Here is a 16,072-nt window from a genome sequence, read left to right as displayed (position 1 = left end):
CAGCGAAAAGGCCGCATCAGTAGAAGGCGGCGGTCAGGTCGAAATTGCCCGAGTAGGTGCCGTCGATGAAGGTGGCGGTCGCCGAACCGACGGTGATGGTCGCACCCAGCGGGAAGGTCACGAGACCGCCGTTGCTGGTGGTGTACTGGCAGGGGTTGCCGGCGGCGATGGCCGTGTTACAGGCACCCACCGTCGTCGTGGTGCCACCCAGCGTGCCGGCGGTCGGCGCGGCAACGGTGAAGGTACCGACGGAGAAGGTGCCGTTGCCCGGAGGGGCAGCGCCGTTGGTCAGGGTGATCGCGGCACTCGGGAAGGTCACCTGGACGTTCACGAAGCTGGCAACGCCGGTGTTGACCGTGAAGTTGCCGGGGGTCGGCGTACCGGTCTGGATCAGGTTTTCCGTACCCACCTGTGCCGCCCGCGTGAAGACGCCGGCTGCGCTGAGGGTCGCCGCGGCGGCGTTGGTGCCGTCCTGAATGACAACCAGATTGCCGAAGCTGAGCGCCGTGTTCTGGGTAATGGTCAGGCTGCTGGCCACCGTGGCGGTCGCAGTGAAAGTCTCGGTCGTCTGCGCCTGTGCGGCCTGCATGACGAAACCCGGGACAACGAAGGCCAGGGCCGCCAGGGCCAGGCCGAATTTGATAAGCCGTTTCATGTTTTCTACCTCCTCCACAACGCCTGCCATACAGACGGCCAGGACGCCCCCCTTCTGGGGTATTTGCCTACGCAACAGCCTTAATATGCCAGAAAATCAGGAACAGGCAATATTATATAAAAATTTACCATTATTTTTTGAAACGGGATACTCGTTGTGTGCCTACCATCGAACGGCTACTATATTCAGTATGTTTTGCTGATGCGTCAGAGGCCATGGCTGCGCGACCCAACAACCGACCGATCCTGACTGCCTGCATGGCAGCCGGTTTGGCTGTCAGCCTCGCCGGATGCGGCAGTGCTTCGCGTACCGGTTTCCTGGCCCCGCCGCGCCTGCCGGCAGACGCGCCGCCCATTCAGTCAACAGCGACCGCGCCGAACGATGCCGGTATCCCAGCTCTTGGCCTGTCTTCGGGCTCAGGCGCTGCCTACAGCGCACAAATGACGAGTGGTGGCATGCCCGGCGTCGATGCGATCCTGGCCCGGCTCGACGAGCTGGACAGCCGGATCACTGGCCTGCAGAAACAGTTCCAGGCGGCCGAGCCGGCAATCAGCCGGCTGACGCGCATCGATGGCGATATCCGTGCCCTGCTGAGCCAGATGGAGGGTGCCGTCGCCGCCCGCTCCCAGGATGCGCCGGTGGCGAAGGCAGTCACGTCGAATCCCCCCCTTGGGCCCAGGGCTGGTCCTGACCAGACCAGCCTGACCATGGCGACGCCTATTGGCCGACCGGTCAGCCCGCCGGTCGCCCCTCTGGCTGCGCCGTCCTCGGCAACCCCCTCGGCACCGCCCTCCGGTCCCTTGGCCGATCCGGGCAGCTTGCGCCTGTCGCTGTCGCCGCAGCCGGGACAGAATACGCCCGCCATGAAGGCCGCCGAGCCGGCGCCAAGACCGGCCCCGCCCCCCACGCAGCCCGCCCCTCAAAGGGCCCCGGCCGCCATCCCGGAAGCGCTGACGGCAGCGATCCATCTTGCCTCCTACCGCAGCATCGAGAATGCGCGCGAAGGCTGGCGCATCCTGCAGCGCCGCTACCCGTCGGAGCTGGGGACGCTGGTGCCGATGGTGCTGGAGGTCGATCTGGGCGGCGGGCGTGGCCGGATGCTGCGGCTGCAGGCATCCGCCCTCACGCAGGCGGAAGCCCAAAGCCTGTGCGAGCGGCTGAAGCAGGCCGGGCAATATTGCATCCCGACCGCCGATGCCGGCACGCCGCTGGGAACAGCCGTCGCCGCCCTGCGATAGTGTAGCTGGGCGCTAGTTTAAGCTGGGCGCTAGAGTCAGCCGGCCTCCGCCGGCTGCGGCGCGGACACCTTCATCACGGTCAGCAGATTTTCCCGCCCGTCGCGCGCATGCGCCGTCATCGACTGGCCTTCGGACAGGCCAATCAGCGCAACACCAATGGGCGTGGCGATGGAGATACGCCCCTGCGCGATATCCGCCTCGGCGGGCATGACCAGCGTGATGCGCCGGGGCTGGTCGCCATTGGTGGCGAACTCCACCGTGCTGCCCAGCCGCACGACCTTGTCCGGCAGCTTCGCATCCGGCACCAGCCGCGCGCGGTCCAGCTCCTGCAGCAGGGCATCGGCGATCTCCGGCATGCGCTCCTCGATCGCCATGGCGAGGTTGCTGAGGCGGCGGTTTGCTTCAATGCCCATGGTAATCGCCGGCTTGCGGCGCTTCTTTACGGAAATCGACATGAATCCTCCTTCGTCTCCACCCAGGGGAGACAACGGCCCAATCCAATGGCCGTGACAATGATGCGGTTTGAAATGGCGCGCGGTTTACCGGATACGGGACACGCCAGAACGTGACCTGCGGTGCACTGCCCGTCTCAGATATGAAAACGCCCCCAGACCCGGGGGCGCGCGGTGCCCGGACCTGGGGTTAGAATCCTGCGATCAGGCGCTTGCTGCGCGGCGCGGACAGGCTGTATCGGGCGATCTTGTTCATGGATGTTAGATCGCCCTTCCCCCTGGCAAAGTCAAGGCCGGGCGGTTACCCCGCCGGCAGCGTCAGCGTCGCGGTCATGCCCTCACCGGGCGCGCTGGCGATAACGAACCGCCCATCCATCGCGGCCGACAGCGACTTGCAGATCGACAGCCCGAGGCCGACACCGCCGGCGGCCCGCGCGGTGGGCGGGGCAAGCTGCACGAAGGGCTCCATGATGCGCTCCACCGCCTCCGTCGGAATACCGGGGCCGGTATCGCGGACGATGATGCCGACCTTCCCACCCTTTGGCGGCGCGATGGAAAGGGAGACCAGTGCGCCCCGGCCAGCATATTTCAGCGCGTTGGACAGAAGGTTGCTGATGATCTGCTGCAGCGCGCGGCGGTCGGCTCGGACCCAGACCGGATCGAAGCCGGTATCGTCGGAGAGGATCATGCCGGCAGCGTCGAATTCGGCGGTAAATTGCTGGACGCAGCGGCGGGCAATGGGAATCGCGTCGAACCGTTCGATATGCAGGTCCGGGTGTCCCCGCTCAATGCGCGTGAGATCCAGAATGTCGTTGATGAGCGATAGCAGGAATTCGCCGCTCTTGCGGATGTCGCCGGCATATTCCGGCGTCTTGCCCGATATCTTGCTGCCCGGCGGTGCCGTTTCCAGCAGCGAGCTGAAGCCGATGATGGCGTTCAGCGGTGTGCGCAGCTCATGGCTCATATTGGCCAGGAAGTCGGACTTCGCCGCATTCGCCATCTCCGCCCGGCGCATCGCCTCCAGCAGCTCGCGCTCGGTGCGGCCGCGTTCCAGCGCCAGCCGATAGCGCACCAGCGCGGAAAATGCCGCCGCCAGCATGGCCAGCAGACCAGCCGCCACGAAATAGGGGAAATAGGGGGTGAGGGCCGGCCACCCGTCATGCGGAGCCGCGAGGATGCGCCAGCTGCCTTCCGGCACGACGACCTCCAGCGCGACCGGGTCATATTGCCGGATACCGGTATCACCCCAGATGATCTCGTTATTCAGCGCATCGCCATCGCGACCGACCAGCGCCAGACGGTAATCGGTCGCGTAATCGTCGTAGCGGACCCGCTCCATCAGATCCACGAAATCGATCACCGTCGAAGCGACACCCCAGAGCGTGCCGTGCTCCTCGCCATTGTGCCGCAGGAAAACGGGCAAGCGGGCGACCAGCCCGACACCGCCCTGTGCCAGGCTGATGGGGCCGGCAATAACCGTTCGCCGCTCCCGGACCGCCCTCTCGACGGCGGGCCATTGCGCCATGTTGCTGCGGTAATCCAGCCCGATGGCCGCTTCATTGCCGGCGATGGGGTACATGTGGCTGATCCGCAGATCGCGGGCCAACGCCATATTGCGCACATGGTCGGCAGCCCCTTCCAGCATGTCCCTGGCCAGCAGCTCAAAATCCTCCTGCGTCAGGTCGGGGGCTGCGCGCACATAGCCGACGACACCGCGCATCAGCTGCACGTCGCGGCTCAGCACCTGCTGGATGTCGGCCCGCAGCTCATTAACCTCGTCCCTGACATCCGCCTTTGCATTCTGCAACGCGACATCGGAAAAGGACCATTCCAGCAGCGCGATGAGCAACAGCCCGGCGAGCACGCCCAGGCCCGCTTCCCGGAATGCCGTCCGGCGCAGGCTGTACCGCCTGTCCTCAGACACGGACAGCGCGGTCATTGCCATGCGCGGGGCCTGGAATTTCGGCTATCGCTCGACAGGGGCATGCTCTCCAATTCTGGTGTCTCCAAACCGGCGTCTCGCACACTATTCTGCACATTATTGGTAAAATATCAGTGAACAGCGATGGCTCAAGGCGGCCCGTCGATATAGGCGGGCAGGACCAAGCCGCTTGAAAGCCAGCGCGAGAAAGAAATCTCCTTGCCAGCCCTGAGCCAGATGCCCCAAGGAGAGGCCCATGCCGAACCAATGCGGAAACAGCGCCGTTATGCTGGGCCTTCTATGCCTTGCCATGGTCATGAGCCGCCCGGCTCTGGCTGAGATGCAGCCCGTCGGCGGCTTCGAGATCGACCGCACCGAGGTGACGGTCGGCGCCTTCCGCCAGTTCGTCACCGCGACCGGAACCGTGACGGCGGCGGAGCGGCGCGGCGGCGGCGAGGTCTATGAGGCCGGCTGGACCAGGAAGCCGGGATGGACGTGGCAGGCGCCGTTCGGCGTGCCCGCTGGCCATGACGAACCCGCCGTCCATGTCACCTACGCGGAGGCCGAGGCCTATTGCCGCTGGGCCGGCAAGCGCCTGCCGACCGATGCCGAATGGATGGAAGCGGCCTATACGGAGCGCCGCACCAGTCCGCCATCCCCGTTCGAGACCGGCCGCACCTATCCCTACCCCACCGGCGCCACGCCGGACGGCGCCAACTGCCTGGGCGATTGCGGGGCAGCACCGGCCATCGACCATACCAGCCGACTGACGCGCGGCACCGGCCATGCACCCGCGGGCAGCACGAAGGCGGGCGTAAACGGCCTGTACGACATGGGCGCCAATGCCTGGGAATGGGTGGATGGCAATCTGGGCGGCAGCCAGAAGATCACGCGCGGCGGGTCCTGGTGGTATGGCGCGGCACAGATGCACCGCGACCACACCGCCGGCAAGCCGCCGGAGACTGCCGTCGTCTATATCGGCTTCCGCTGCGCCCGAAGCCGCTAACTATCGCGGCGTATCACCGGCCAGGGTGATGCGGTGCATGATGCGGCGAAAGCCGTGATAGTCGTTCACCGGATTGTGCTGGACGCAGCGATTGTCCCAGAAGGCGATGGAGCCCGGCCGCCAGACAAAGCGGCAGGTGAATTCCGGCTTCACCTGATGCTGGAACAGGAAATTCAGGATCGGCGCGCTCTCCTCCTCCGTCATGCCCTTGAAGGCGACGGTGTGCGCGACATTCACATAGAGCGCCTTGCGCCCGGTCTCTGGATGGGTGCGCACCGCCGGATGCTCCGACAGATAGGTCTTGCCGGCCTCTTTCGAGCCGCTGTCCTTGATGCGGTCCTCGCGCGTCTTGGTGACGTCCGCCTTGGCCGAGCTGTTGATGGCGACCAGCCCGTCCAGCAGCGCCTTCATGCCGTCCGACAGCGCCTCATAGGCCATATATTGATTGGCGAACAACGTGTCGCCGCCATAGGGCGGCAGTTCGCGGGCGATCAGCATGGTGCCCATCGGCGGGCGTTCCAGATAGGTCGTGTCGGCGTGCCAGATACCGCCGAAATTGCTCTTCTCATGCTCCAGCTTGGCGACCTGGATGATTTCCGGAAAACCGTCCAGCCCCGTCACGAAGGGATATTCGATGGGCTGGCCAAACAGCTTCGCCATTTGCAGGAATTGCACTGGCGTCAGGTCCTGGTCGCGGAAGAACACCACCTGATGGTCGAGGAAGGCCTGGCGCAGCGCCGCCACCGTTTCGGCATCCGGGGCGACCGACAGATCAATGCCCAGGATTTCGGCACCGCAGGCACCGGCGATCTTGCGGACATCAAGCTGGGATCGGGGGACGGGCTTGGGCTGGACTTTGGTCTGGAGCTGGGCCACGGCAGGATTCCTCCGCAGGGTTTCTTGCGTTTCTAATTTTCGATATTCCGAAAGCTATTTCGTCATACCGAAATATGCAAGAAGTTAGAGAGCGTCGTGATGTCGGTCCCTCTCCTCCTTCCGTCACCCCCGCACTTGTTGCGAGGGTCTAGGGTTCAGCTTACTCAGGCGAGGCCGAAGCAAGCCGAGGCCTAGATTCCCGGGACAAGCCCGGGAATGACGGCCGGAGTGAAAAGCACGCTAACTGCTAGCTAATTCGCCGCCCTACCGCCCCTCGAACGACGCATTCAGCGCCTCGAACGCCGCCTGGGCCTGTTTCAGCCGGGCGAGATAGGCATCGAAATTCTCGGTCATGCGGGAGATCGGGCCGGCCAGCGCCACGCCCAGCCCTTCGTCGAGAATCCGGAAAGAGACCGAGATCGCCATGACATCGGCGATGTTCTCGCCGCGTGTCTCGTACCAGCCGCGGGCGGCGGAACGCTCGATCTCCTCCAGCAGCGCCGCGCGGTCGGTCACCGTGTTGGGGGTGACGCGCGGCAGCTCGATGCGGGCGACCAGCGCGGCACGGTCGGCCGGCGCCATCAGGCCCAGCGTCGCCTTGCCGATGGTGCTGGAATGCAGCGGCTTGGTGTCGCCGGGGCTGGAGGTGTAGCGCACGATATGGGTGCCTTCGATCACCTCCAGATAGGTGACATGATCGTCCTGCCGCTTGCCCAGTAGCACGGTCTCGCCGGTATCGCGGCGCAGATCCTCCAGGATCGGGGCCAGCTTCTCCAGCAGCGGATCGTGCCGGGCGATGGCACTGGCCACCGCCAGCAGCCGCTTGGTCGGATAGACCCGCTTGCGGCTGTCCAGCACATAGACATAGCCGCGCGCCTGCAGCGTGCGGACCAGCGAATGGCAGCTGCTGATCGGCGTGTTGATGCGCTGGGCGATTTCCGTCAGCGACAGCGGACCGCGCGCCTTCGCGAAAACCTCCAGCAGATCCAGCGTGCGCGCCGCCGTCTTCACGGCATCCTGACCGGCCATGCGTCCCCCAATACCCAACCCTGTTACCCAGCCCTGCCTGACAGGCTTGTTCCGCCCGCCTCTTTATCGATGCCGGACTATGACATCGCCGGCCCCGGAAAATCCAGATTCCAGCGGTCCCGCACCCGTCGCGAAACATTATTACCCACTCAACGGTTTTCTAATGACAGAAAAATGTTTCACCATGCCGAAAACTTGACTATCGTTGCCGCGATCATACGGTCTGGCTCCAACGCGGGCCGACATCAATCAATCCGACACGATCGGGCAGGCCGGCGAACGCGGCAACGGGTTCCGCAACGACCTGCCTTTTGGGGGGAAGAAAATGAAGATCACCGCACTCCACGGTCGCATTGCGTCCGTTCTCGGCGTTGCCGTGGCGCTGGGCCTGACCGCCGGTACCGCCAGCGCACAGCAGCGCCTGGCCATGGGCGGCACGCACGGCAATTCCGCCTTCTACGCCTATCAGGTCGCCGTCGTCTCCGACTGGAACAAGGCGGTGCCGGGCGTGAACATCAGCGTGCAGGAGCTGGGCGGCGCCTCGGCCTCCACCACCGCGCTGATGCGCGGCGAGGTCGATATGGGCATCGCTGTCACCTCCAGCGATTTCGCGACGATGAAGGGCAAGGATGGCGCCAAGCTGCGCACGCTCTACTACTTCGCGCCGCTGCCGGCCAACTGGGTGGTGTCCGCCGATTCCGGCGTGAACAGCCTGACCGACCTGGCCGGCAAGCAGTTCAACCCGGGCGGCCGCGGTTCGGCCACCGAGAAGCAGGCCGAGGCCATCCTGCAGCTGCTGGGCATCAATGCCGAGCTGCACCGCGCCGGCGGGTCCGACGCGCTGGATGCCTATCAGAACCGCCGCATCGTCGGCTTCATGAAGGCCGGCCTGCACCCCGATGGCTACATCCAGCAGGCGCACGCCTCACGGCCGATCAAGCTGCTGCCGATGACCGAGGACCAGGCCAAGAAGATCGCCGCCGAATATCCCTATTTCAGCGTCGCCAAGAGCCGCCCCGGCGAGAATTACGGCGCCCAGCCGGCGGAGCTGGTGACGGTGCAGACCGCCATCGGCATCAACACCACCGACGCGCTGCCGGAGGGTGTGGCCTACGAGATCGCCAAGCGCATCTTCTCCGCCGACGGCATGGCGGCGGCCAAGGCCGGCTATCCCGCCGCCGACCGCGCCAACCCGCAGGAGCTGACGCTGGAAGCCTCGGTCGCGCCGCTGCATCCCGGCGTCGCGCGCTTCTACAAGGAAAAGGGCATCGCCGTGCCCGACCGGCTGATGGCCAAGTAACGCCGTTTCCCGTCCAACCCAAACTTGGCCGCCGACGTTCCGCGTCGGCGGTCCCTCTTTTTCCGAACACCAGAATTCCAGCCCTCCCATGGAACCAGAAGAGAGAGAAAGCGCCTACCGCAGCTATGGCGGTATCATCGGCGCGGCCCTGATGACCGCAGCGATCCTGTGGGTCCTGTTCCATGTCGTGACAGCCGGCATCGGCACCCTGCCGAACTACCAGCAGCGCGCGATCCATCTGGGCGGCGCGCTGGCGCTGGTCTTCCTGCTCTATCCGGGGGCGCGGCGCGACTCAGCCCTGCTCCGGTTCGGCGACCTGATCCTGGCCGGCCTCAGCGTCGTGGTGCTGGGCTATATTGTCTGGAACTACGACACCATCGTCGAGAGTACCTGGTTCACCAACGAGACGCTGGAGAAGCTGTTCGGCCTGGCGCTGCTGCTGCTGGTGCTGGAAGGCGTACGCCGGGCGCTCGGCTGGCTGTTCGTCGGCCTGATCCTCGCCTTCTACCTCTATGCCTATTTCGGCGGCTATATCCCCGGACCGCTCGGCCATCGCGGCCTGTCAATCGACCGGCTGATCTATGCCTTCTATCTGGGCGAGAACGGGTTGCTCGGCCCGCTGATGGGCATTTCGGCGACCGTCGTCACTTTGTTCCTGATCCTGGGCGCGCTGCTGAACAGCAGCGGCGCCGGGCAGGTCTTCATCCTGATCGCCATGCGTATCGGCGGCCGCATCCGGGGCGGTGCCGGCATGGTGGCCGTGTTCGGCAGCGCCTTCATGGGCATGGTGAATGGCAGCACCGTGGCAAATGTGACCAGCACCGGCGTGCTGACCATCCCGCTGATGAAGCGGCTGGGCTTCCGACGCAACCTGGCCGGCGCCATCGAGGCGGTGGCCTCGACCGGCGGCCAGATCATGCCGCCGGTGATGGGGCCGGGTGCCTTCCTGATGGCGGAGTTGCTGGGCGTGGCCTACCTGCAGGTGGTGACGGCGGCGCTGGTGCCCTCGCTGCTGTTCTTCCTGGCACTGCTGATCGGCGTCTATCTCTACGCCCTGAAATATGACCTGAAGCCGCTGCCGGCGGAGCTGATCCCCAGCGCGCGCGAGGCCTTCGCGCCCTTCCCGCTGGCCAGCCTGCTGATCCCCATCGGCATCCTGATCTACTTCATCGTGAACCAGTACACGATCCAGCTGGCGGTGTTCTGGGCGATCATCGCCATCGTCGCGATGATGCTGGCCGGCATCCTGCTGCGCGCCCGCCCGGCGCCGACGATCCGCACGACGGCGGAGCAGGTCCCGGTCGCCGACGCCGCCCCCATCGAGCCGACGCCGCAGCGCATCGCCAGCATGGCGCGCTCGATCCGCGACGGCCTGTATGACGCGGCGCGCGGCGTCGTCTTCATCGCCATGATCATCGCGGCGGCGCAGATCATCGTCTCGCTGATCAACCTGACCGGCCTTGGCGTCACCTTCTCGCAGATGATCGTCAGCATCGGCCAGGGCAATGTGCTGCTCTCCCTCGTGCTGACCATGGTGATCGCCATCATCCTGGGCATGGGCATGCCGACCCCGGCGGCCTATGCGGTGGGGGCTGCGGTGCTGGCGGCACCGCTGATCAATCTGGGCTTCGACCTGCTGCCGGCGCATCTGTTCTTGTATTTCTTCGCCAGCGTGTCGGCGATCACCCCGCCGGTGGCGGCCGGCGTGTTCGCCGCCGTGGCGATCAGCGGCGGCACCGTCATGGGCACCGCCGCCTTCGCCATGACGCTGGCCTGCAGCCTGTTCCTGATCCCCTTCCTGTTCATCATGAACCCGGAGCTGACGCTGCAGGGCGACCCGTCGGCCATCGCCACGGCGCTGGTCTCCGCCACCATCGGCATCGCCGGCATCTCCATCGCCGCCATCGGCCATTGCCGGGGCGCTGTCTCCTGGCTGCCGCGTATCCTGATCGCGGCGGGCGCGCTGGCGCTGATCGAGCCGGACTGGAAGACCGACCTGATCGGCCTGGCGCTTGCCGGCGCCGGCCTCGCGCTGCATCTTCGGCTGGATCGGCGCATGCGGTCGGCAGCCGTGCCGGAATAAACAAGAAGCCTGAGAGGAAACACCGATGAAGATCGCCATTCTCGGCGCCGGGGCCATGGGCTCCGTCTATGGCGCCATCCTGGCCCGCGCCGGCGACAATGATGTCTGGCTGGTTGACCGCTGGAAGGAGCATATCGACGCGATCCGCGCCAACGGGCTAAAGGTCACCGGCGCCAGCGGCGACTGGCTGTCGCCCTCCAAGGCGACCACCGATCCGGCGGAGGTGGGCCTGTGCGAGCTGGTGATCGTCGCCACCAAGACCCGCGACATCGAATCGGCGCTGACCGGGGCCAGGCCGATGATCGGCCCCGAGACGCTGGTGCTGTCGATCCAGAACGGCCTCGGCGCCTACGACATTCTGGTGAAAACGGTCACTAAGGACCGGCTGCTGCTGGGCATCGCCGGCGGTTTCGGCGCCACCATACCGACGCCCGGCCATGTGCATCATAACGGCTTCGAGATCGTGAAGATCGGCGCCACCATCGCCGAGGCGCAGCCCGCCGCCGAGGCGGTGGCCAAGCTCTGGGCCGATGCCGGCTTCCGCGCCGAGGCCGCCCCCGACATCCAGTCGATGATCTGGTCGAAGCTGATCTGCAACGTCACCTACAGCGCGGTGTGCGGCATCACCGGCCTGACCATCGGCCAGGTGATGGAGACGCCGGAAGCCTGGCGCGTGGCCTCATCCTGCGCGTCGGAGGCGTTCGCCGTCGCCAAGGCGCGCGGTATCGCCCTCAGCTTCGACGATCCGGTCGCCTATGTGCACAAGTTCGGTTCCGCCATTCCCGGCGCAAAGCCCTCGCTGCTGCTGGACCGGCTGGCCGGCCGGCAGGGCGAGATCGACTTCCTGAACGGCGCGGTCGCCGACGAAGGCGCCAAGCTGGGCGTGCCGACCCCGACCAATGCCATCGTCGCCGGCCTGGTTCGCGCCATGGAAGCGCACGACATGCGCACGGCCTCCCACAAGAACTGAGGACAGACACAATGTTCCGTAAAGATGGCTGGTACCGCTCGATCCTCTACGCCCCGGCGCACCGCGACAATCTGGAGAGCGTGTTCGCCAACACCCCTGCCGATGTGGTGATGCTGGATCTGGAGGATGGCGTGCCGCTGGCCGACAAGCCGGCCGCCCGCGTGAAGGCCACCGCACTTGCCAGAAAGGACTGGCCGCCGCTGGTGGCGCTGCGCGTGAACAAGGCCGACAGCGGCATGATCCCGGAGGATCTGGAGTGCTTCGGCCCCGGCATCGGGGCTGTGATCCTGCCGAAGGCCGAACGTGCTGCCGATCTGCAGGATATCGACCGCCGCCTGACCGAGAAGGAAAAGGCGCTGGGCATCGCGGTTGGCCGCACGAAGATCATCGGGCTGGTGGAAAGCTGCCTCGGCGCGCTGGAGGCGGCGAACCTCGCCCGCGCCACGCCGCGTATGCTGACGCTGGGCATCGGCGCGTCCGACTTCGTGGCGGATATTGGCAGTCCGGTTTCGCGCGCCACGCTGGACCCGGAGGCACTGTCGCTGCCGCGCCGCATGCTGGTGCTGGCGGCCCGCGCGGCGGGCCTCAGTGGCCCGTTCGATGGCGGTCAGTTTCCGCCCGGCCGGCCGGGCTGGGGCGAGGCCTGCGACATGGTCCGGTGCATCGGCTTTCAGGGCAAGGTCTGCTTCGACGACGCTCAGGCAGCGGAGGCGAACGCCGTGTTCTCCGCCCGCGAGGGCGAGATTCTGAACCTCTAGCCTGAGAAGGGGCTCTTGCCGCCCTCGGTATAGAGCCCCACGATCAGCTTATCCACCTGTTCCCCGTTCGAGGAGCAGGGCAGCACGATGCGGTGGATATGCGTCCAGTCGCGGTTCACGCTCTGCCGGCAGGTATAGAGCGGCTGCCGGCTTTCGACGCAGCCTCGATAATCGGCCAGAATCATCGCGCTGACCAGCGCCGGCAGTTCCGCCACCGGACGGCCGGTCAGGTCCATGTTGTTCACATAGACAAAGGCCGCGCCGAACAGGCTGAAGGTCATTTCCAGCGACGGGTGCTTCACATCGGCGATGGCGATATGGCCCATCCAGGGCGCGAATTCTTCCGGCAGGAAATCCAGACGCGATGGCAAGGGCCGGTCGCCAGCGCGAGTGCACCAGAAATCGTAGAGTGACCGCAGCTTGGCATGCGGCACATCGATATCGCCCGTCCCGACCGGCATATCCCTCCTAAATCCTGGCTCGCGATCATTCCGCCGCGATTTCCACTTTAGATAGCGATGATATGCACACTTATCCGCAGCACCGCAAGAAAGGCATCGAAAACCCGGTCCGCAGCGTTACCCTAGGCGATATGTTATTGAGGATCATTCTCGATTGCGATTATAAGGAGCGTGATAAGCTCCACTGATACTTATTCGCAAATAAGGAACCCTCATGCGCTTTTTCCCCTTGCCGCGCCTGGCCGCCGCTTTCCTTGCCGTCACGCTCTCCGCCGGCAGCGCTGCTGCTCATCAGGTCTGGATCGAGCAGCAGGACGGGAAGGCCAGCTTCTATTTCGGCGAGTTCGGCTACAATCTGCGCGAAATCTCACCGGGCCTGCTGGACCGCATGCCGGTGCCGCAGGCAGCGCTTGCCGGCAAGGACGGCACGAAGCCGCTGAGCGCCGCCAAGGGCGAGAAATCCATCACGCTGGACGGCGCGGCCGGCAAAGGCGAGAGCATCACCGCCGCGGTCACCGACTACCCCGCCTTCGAGCGCAAGAATGACGGCAAGACGGTGCGCACCGTCTGGACGCCGGCCGCGCGCTATATCGCCGGCTTCGATGCCCTCCAGCCCAGCCTGGCGCTGGACATCGTGCCGACCGGCAAGATGCTGGATGGCAAGGTGGAGTTCCAGGTGACCTACAAGGGCAAGCCGCTGCCGAAGGCCGAGGTCGAGATCGTCGCCCTGTCCGGCTGGGCCATGACCCGCCGGACAAGCGAGGACGGCACCTTCGCCGCCGCCTTCCCCTGGAAGGGCCCTTACGTCATCGAGGTGAAGCACAAGGACGAGACGCCGGGCAAGCGCGGCGCGGAGAGCTATGACGTCGCCTCTTACGTGACCAGCCTGTCCTTCACCACGACCGAGGGGCTGGAGTCGCCGGCCGCCCCGCCCGCCGCCAAGCCGAACTGAGGCCGGCATGACCGCGATGGCCGCAACCATGTCTCGTGAGAACAGAGGCCGGCGGATTGGCGCCGGCCTGCTGCTGGCCTTCCGGCTGCTGTCGATCGTTGTCGGCGGCTATTTCCTCAGCGCCGCCCTCACTGCACTGGGGGCGGCCGGGCTGGTCAGCCTCGGCATGGACCGCAGCGAGGCCGTGGTGCTGATGTCGATGCTGGGCTTCATCATCTACCTGCTGGTGCTGATCTGGGCCTTTGCCGAGCGCCGCCTGCCGCGGCTGCTGGCGGTGACGCTGGGCGGTACCGCTGTCGGACACGGGCTGGTCTATTGGCTGTCCATGGCGCCGCCGGCCCTGTCCTGACACACATGTCCTGACGCCAGCAAAAGGAACGACCAAGATGGAACAGGGCTTCCGCGCCTCGATGAACTGGCTGCACACCTGGGCGGGTGTGGTGATTGGCGCGCTGCTGTTCGCGATCTTCTGGATGGGCACGCTCAGCGTGTTCGACCGCGAGATCGACCGCTGGATGATGCCGATGACGCGCCTCGCGCCGATGGAGGCGCCGGTGAAGCTGGACGCGCTACGCGACATCCTGCTGTCCGATCTGGAGGCCAACGGGGAAGAAGGCGTGCGCAACGCCTTTATCATCCCGCCGGCCGAACGCGCGCCAACGGCCCGGGTCGGCTATCGCGGCAAGGACGGTTTCAAGAGCAAGTTCGTCAATCCCGCGACCGGCGAAGTGCTGCCCGAAGCCGGCACGCGGGGCGGCACCGGCTTCATCTTCCCGTTCCATTACAGCCTGCACCTGCGCGCGGGCGGCGTCGGCTACTGGCTGGTCGGCCTCGCCGGCATGGCGATGATGGCGCTGCTGGTCTCCGGCGTGATCGTGCATGTGAAGATCTTCAGGGACTTCTTCACCTTCCGCACCGACAAGAAGACGCCGCGCGTGGCGCTGGACCTGCACAATGTCACCGGCGTGCTGGCCCTGCCCTTTCATTTCCTCATCACCCTGTCGGGCCTCGTCATCTTCATCACAATCTATTTTCCGAGCGCCCCGAATATCCCCTACGAGCGCGACAGTCAGCTCTTCTTCAATGAGGCTTTCGGCAGCTATTCGCGGGACAAGGCAGGCCAGCCGGGCAGCATCGGATCGCTGGATGCGATGGCAGCGGAGGCGATGCGGCTTTGGGGCGATGGTACCAGGCCCTTCTTCGTGCGCATCCACCATCCGGGCGATGCCAACGGCTATGTCGAGATGCGGCAGTCCTACGAAAACAAGGTCACCATGTCGATGGACCGGGTGTATTTCGATGCCGCCAGCGGCGCGGTGCTGCACCGCCATGTCGGCGAACCGGTCCTGAACGCGCAGCGATTCATCTCCGGCCTGCATTTCATCCAGTTCAGGCACTGGACGCTGCGCTGGGTCTATTTCGCGCTCGGCCTGTCGGGCTGCGTGCTGATCGTCACCGGCTTCCTGTTCTGGCTGGAATCCCGGCGCAAGCGCCACACCCAGCAGGGTTTGCGCGGCGTGCGCATCGTCGAGGGACTGACCATCGGCAGCACCACCGGCATCATCTTCGCCACGCTGGGCTTCTTCATCGTTAACCGGGTCCTGCCGCTGGGGCCGGAACATCGTGACGATATCGAGTTCTGGGCCTTCTACGCGATCTGGGTGCTGACCTTCGCGCATGCCTGGCTCCGCACACGGCGCGGTTGGATCGAGCAGTGCTACGCTGTCGCCGCAGCCGCTCTGCTGGCCGTGCTGCTGAACGCCATCACCACCGGCGACCATATGCTGCGCACCCTGATGGCGGGCAACTGGCCGGTGTTCGGCATGGATTCGCTGATGCTGGCGGGCGGCGCCATCGCGCTGGCCACCGCCATCCGGCTGCAGCGCCGGCAGAGCACAGCACAGGCGGTGGCACGCCCTGCCGGCCCGATCCGAACCGACAAGCCGGAGCAACAGCATGCCTGAGGCAATCCTGCTCGCCCTTATCCTGGGCACCAGCTATCTGGGCCTCGATCTGCTGGCCTTGAGCCAGGAGAAGAACTGGGAGCGCGTAACCGGCCAGCGCCATGTGCCGGCTGGTCGGACCCTGCCGCTGCGCCTTGCCGGCTATGGGTTGCTGGCGCTGTCGCTCGCCCTGTCGCTGCAGCGCGACGGCGCCAGTTTCGGCAGCATCCTGTGGGTGGTGGGGCTCAGCGTCGGCGGGTTGGCGACGGTCGCGACGCTGACCTGGCGGCCGGCCTGGCTGAAGCCGCTGGCCTGCATCGCCGCCGCCGGCCGCTCCCGGCGCCAGAGCGCGTAAGGCAGAGACCTTCTCCTTTGTTATTCCCGGGCTTGTCCCGGGAATCCAGGCTTCAGCTTGCGTCGGCCTTGTT

16 protein-coding genes are annotated in these 16,072 nt (G+C 65.7%); 10 read left to right on the top strand and 6 right to left on the bottom strand.

Going from position 1 to position 16,072, the window contains the following annotated elements; translation table 11 throughout:
* Positions 1-16: 16 nt before the first annotated feature.
* Entirely contained in the window at positions 17-655 is a 639-nt protein-coding gene (locus MK313_RS04700) for a hypothetical protein (RefSeq protein WP_147431043.1), read from the bottom strand.
* A gap of 455 nt (positions 656-1,110) precedes the next feature.
* Between MK313_RS04700 and MK313_RS04695 the strand changes: the two genes are divergently transcribed.
* Positions 1,111-1,893 carry a hypothetical protein gene (locus MK313_RS04695; protein WP_287780296.1) on the top strand — a complete coding sequence of 261 codons (783 nt, stop codon included), beginning with the start codon at positions 1,111-1,113 and terminating at the stop codon, positions 1,891-1,893.
* 35 nt (positions 1,894-1,928) lie between these two features.
* Here MK313_RS04695 and rnk read toward each other — a convergent pair whose 3' ends face one another.
* Both rnk and MK313_RS04685 read right to left on the bottom strand, forming a co-directional pair.
* Positions 1,929-2,348, bottom strand: coding sequence for a nucleoside diphosphate kinase regulator (gene rnk, locus MK313_RS04690; RefSeq protein WP_008944169.1), 420 nt, complete (start codon positions 2,346-2,348; stop codon positions 1,929-1,931).
* A 298-nt stretch (positions 2,349-2,646) separates the two neighbouring features.
* A complete protein-coding gene (locus MK313_RS04685) occupies positions 2,647-4,290 on the bottom strand; it encodes an ATP-binding protein (protein ID WP_287780295.1) in 1,644 nt (547 codons plus the stop codon).
* A 262-nt stretch (positions 4,291-4,552) separates the two neighbouring features.
* Here MK313_RS04685 and MK313_RS04680 point away from each other — a divergent pair, with 262 nt between their 5' ends.
* A complete protein-coding gene (locus tag MK313_RS04680; RefSeq protein WP_287780294.1) occupies positions 4,553-5,272 on the top strand; it encodes a formylglycine-generating enzyme family protein in 720 nt (239 codons plus the stop codon).
* Here MK313_RS04680 and MK313_RS04675 read toward each other — a convergent pair whose 3' ends face one another.
* A complete protein-coding gene (locus MK313_RS04675; RefSeq protein ID WP_287780293.1) occupies positions 5,273-6,148 on the bottom strand; it encodes a TauD/TfdA dioxygenase family protein in 876 nt (291 codons plus the stop codon).
* Positions 6,149-6,412: 264 nt separating this feature from the next.
* Positions 6,413-7,177, bottom strand: a complete 765-nt coding sequence (locus tag MK313_RS04670; protein WP_121220325.1) for an IclR family transcriptional regulator — start codon at positions 7,175-7,177, stop codon at positions 6,413-6,415.
* Positions 7,178-7,502: 325 nt separating this feature from the next.
* On the opposite strand from MK313_RS04670, the gene MK313_RS04665 reads away from it, so the two are divergent.
* The 4 genes from MK313_RS04665 to MK313_RS04650 all read left to right on the top strand — a co-directional run bounded on the left by MK313_RS04665 (position 7,503) and on the right by MK313_RS04650 (position 12,288).
* Entirely contained in the window at positions 7,503-8,477 is a 975-nt protein-coding gene (locus tag MK313_RS04665; protein WP_287780292.1) for a TAXI family TRAP transporter solute-binding subunit, read from the top strand.
* A gap of 88 nt (positions 8,478-8,565) precedes the next feature.
* Positions 8,566-10,560, top strand: a complete 1,995-nt coding sequence (locus MK313_RS04660) for a TRAP transporter permease (RefSeq protein ID WP_287780291.1) — start codon at positions 8,566-8,568, stop codon at positions 10,558-10,560.
* Positions 10,561-10,585: 25 nt separating this feature from the next.
* Complete coding sequence (locus MK313_RS04655; RefSeq protein WP_287780290.1) at positions 10,586-11,530, top strand: ketopantoate reductase family protein; 945 nt, start codon at positions 10,586-10,588, stop codon at positions 11,528-11,530.
* A gap of 11 nt (positions 11,531-11,541) precedes the next feature.
* Entirely contained in the window at positions 11,542-12,288 is a 747-nt protein-coding gene (locus MK313_RS04650) for an HpcH/HpaI aldolase/citrate lyase family protein (protein WP_287780289.1), read from the top strand.
* Here the strand turns inward: MK313_RS04650 and MK313_RS04645 are convergent.
* On the bottom strand, positions 12,285-12,749 hold the full coding sequence (locus MK313_RS04645) for a PAS domain-containing protein (protein ID WP_287780288.1): 465 nt from the start codon (positions 12,747-12,749) through the stop codon (positions 12,285-12,287). The two genes, MK313_RS04650 and MK313_RS04645, sit on opposite strands and share 4 nt — an antisense overlap.
* A gap of 214 nt (positions 12,750-12,963) precedes the next feature.
* On the opposite strand from MK313_RS04645, the gene MK313_RS04640 reads away from it, so the two are divergent.
* The 4 genes from MK313_RS04640 to MK313_RS04625 are packed head-to-tail and all read left to right on the top strand — an operon-like array spanning position 12,964 to position 15,999.
* On the top strand, positions 12,964-13,701 hold the full coding sequence (locus MK313_RS04640) for a DUF4198 domain-containing protein (RefSeq protein WP_287780287.1): 738 nt from the start codon (positions 12,964-12,966) through the stop codon (positions 13,699-13,701).
* Between the two features lie 7 nt (positions 13,702-13,708).
* Entirely contained in the window at positions 13,709-14,050 is a 342-nt protein-coding gene (locus MK313_RS04635; RefSeq protein ID WP_287780286.1) for a hypothetical protein, read from the top strand.
* A gap of 37 nt (positions 14,051-14,087) precedes the next feature.
* Positions 14,088-15,665: a PepSY-associated TM helix domain-containing protein gene (locus MK313_RS04630; protein WP_287780285.1), complete on the top strand. Its 1,578-nt coding sequence runs from the start codon at positions 14,088-14,090 to the stop codon at positions 15,663-15,665.
* Entirely contained in the window at positions 15,658-15,999 is a 342-nt protein-coding gene (locus MK313_RS04625; RefSeq protein ID WP_287780284.1) for a DUF3325 domain-containing protein, read from the top strand. Before MK313_RS04630 ends, MK313_RS04625 begins: the two co-directional genes overlap by 8 nt.
* Positions 16,000-16,072 lie beyond the last annotated feature (73 nt).

This window comes from Oceanibaculum sp. (assembly GCF_022449305.1).
In the GTDB taxonomy this organism is placed as follows: Bacteria; Pseudomonadota; Alphaproteobacteria; order Oceanibaculales; family Oceanibaculaceae; genus Oceanibaculum; species Oceanibaculum indicum.
The sequence above is the reverse complement of the archived record's forward strand: the minus strand, read 5'-3'. Positions and strand labels throughout refer to the sequence as shown.

Excerpts from the sequence above, each read along its gene's own strand:
- MK313_RS04700 (WP_147431043.1), bottom strand. The coding sequence starts at position 655 with ATGAAACGGCTTATCAAATTCGGCCTGGCCCTGGCGGCCCTGGCCTTC.
- MK313_RS04695 (WP_287780296.1), top strand. The coding sequence starts at position 1,111 with ATGCCCGGCGTCGATGCGATCCTGGCCCGGCTCGACGAGCTGGACAGC.
- rnk (WP_008944169.1), bottom strand. The coding sequence starts at position 2,348 with ATGTCGATTTCCGTAAAGAAGCGCCGCAAGCCGGCGATTACCATGGGC.
- MK313_RS04685 (WP_287780295.1), bottom strand. The coding sequence starts at position 4,290 with ATGGCAATGACCGCGCTGTCCGTGTCTGAGGACAGGCGGTACAGCCTG.
- MK313_RS04680 (WP_287780294.1), top strand. The coding sequence starts at position 4,553 with ATGCTGGGCCTTCTATGCCTTGCCATGGTCATGAGCCGCCCGGCTCTG.
- MK313_RS04670 (WP_121220325.1), bottom strand. The coding sequence starts at position 7,177 with ATGGCCGGTCAGGATGCCGTGAAGACGGCGGCGCGCACGCTGGATCTG.
- MK313_RS04665 (WP_287780292.1), top strand. The coding sequence starts at position 7,503 with ATGAAGATCACCGCACTCCACGGTCGCATTGCGTCCGTTCTCGGCGTT.
- MK313_RS04660 (WP_287780291.1), top strand. The coding sequence starts at position 8,566 with ATGGAACCAGAAGAGAGAGAAAGCGCCTACCGCAGCTATGGCGGTATC.
- MK313_RS04655 (WP_287780290.1), top strand. The coding sequence starts at position 10,586 with ATGAAGATCGCCATTCTCGGCGCCGGGGCCATGGGCTCCGTCTATGGC.
- MK313_RS04650 (WP_287780289.1), top strand. The coding sequence starts at position 11,542 with ATGTTCCGTAAAGATGGCTGGTACCGCTCGATCCTCTACGCCCCGGCG.
- MK313_RS04645 (WP_287780288.1), bottom strand. The coding sequence starts at position 12,749 with ATGCCGGTCGGGACGGGCGATATCGATGTGCCGCATGCCAAGCTGCGG.
- MK313_RS04640 (WP_287780287.1), top strand. The coding sequence starts at position 12,964 with ATGCGCTTTTTCCCCTTGCCGCGCCTGGCCGCCGCTTTCCTTGCCGTC.
- MK313_RS04635 (WP_287780286.1), top strand. The coding sequence starts at position 13,709 with ATGACCGCGATGGCCGCAACCATGTCTCGTGAGAACAGAGGCCGGCGG.
- MK313_RS04630 (WP_287780285.1), top strand. The coding sequence starts at position 14,088 with ATGGAACAGGGCTTCCGCGCCTCGATGAACTGGCTGCACACCTGGGCG.
- MK313_RS04625 (WP_287780284.1), top strand. The coding sequence starts at position 15,658 with ATGCCTGAGGCAATCCTGCTCGCCCTTATCCTGGGCACCAGCTATCTG.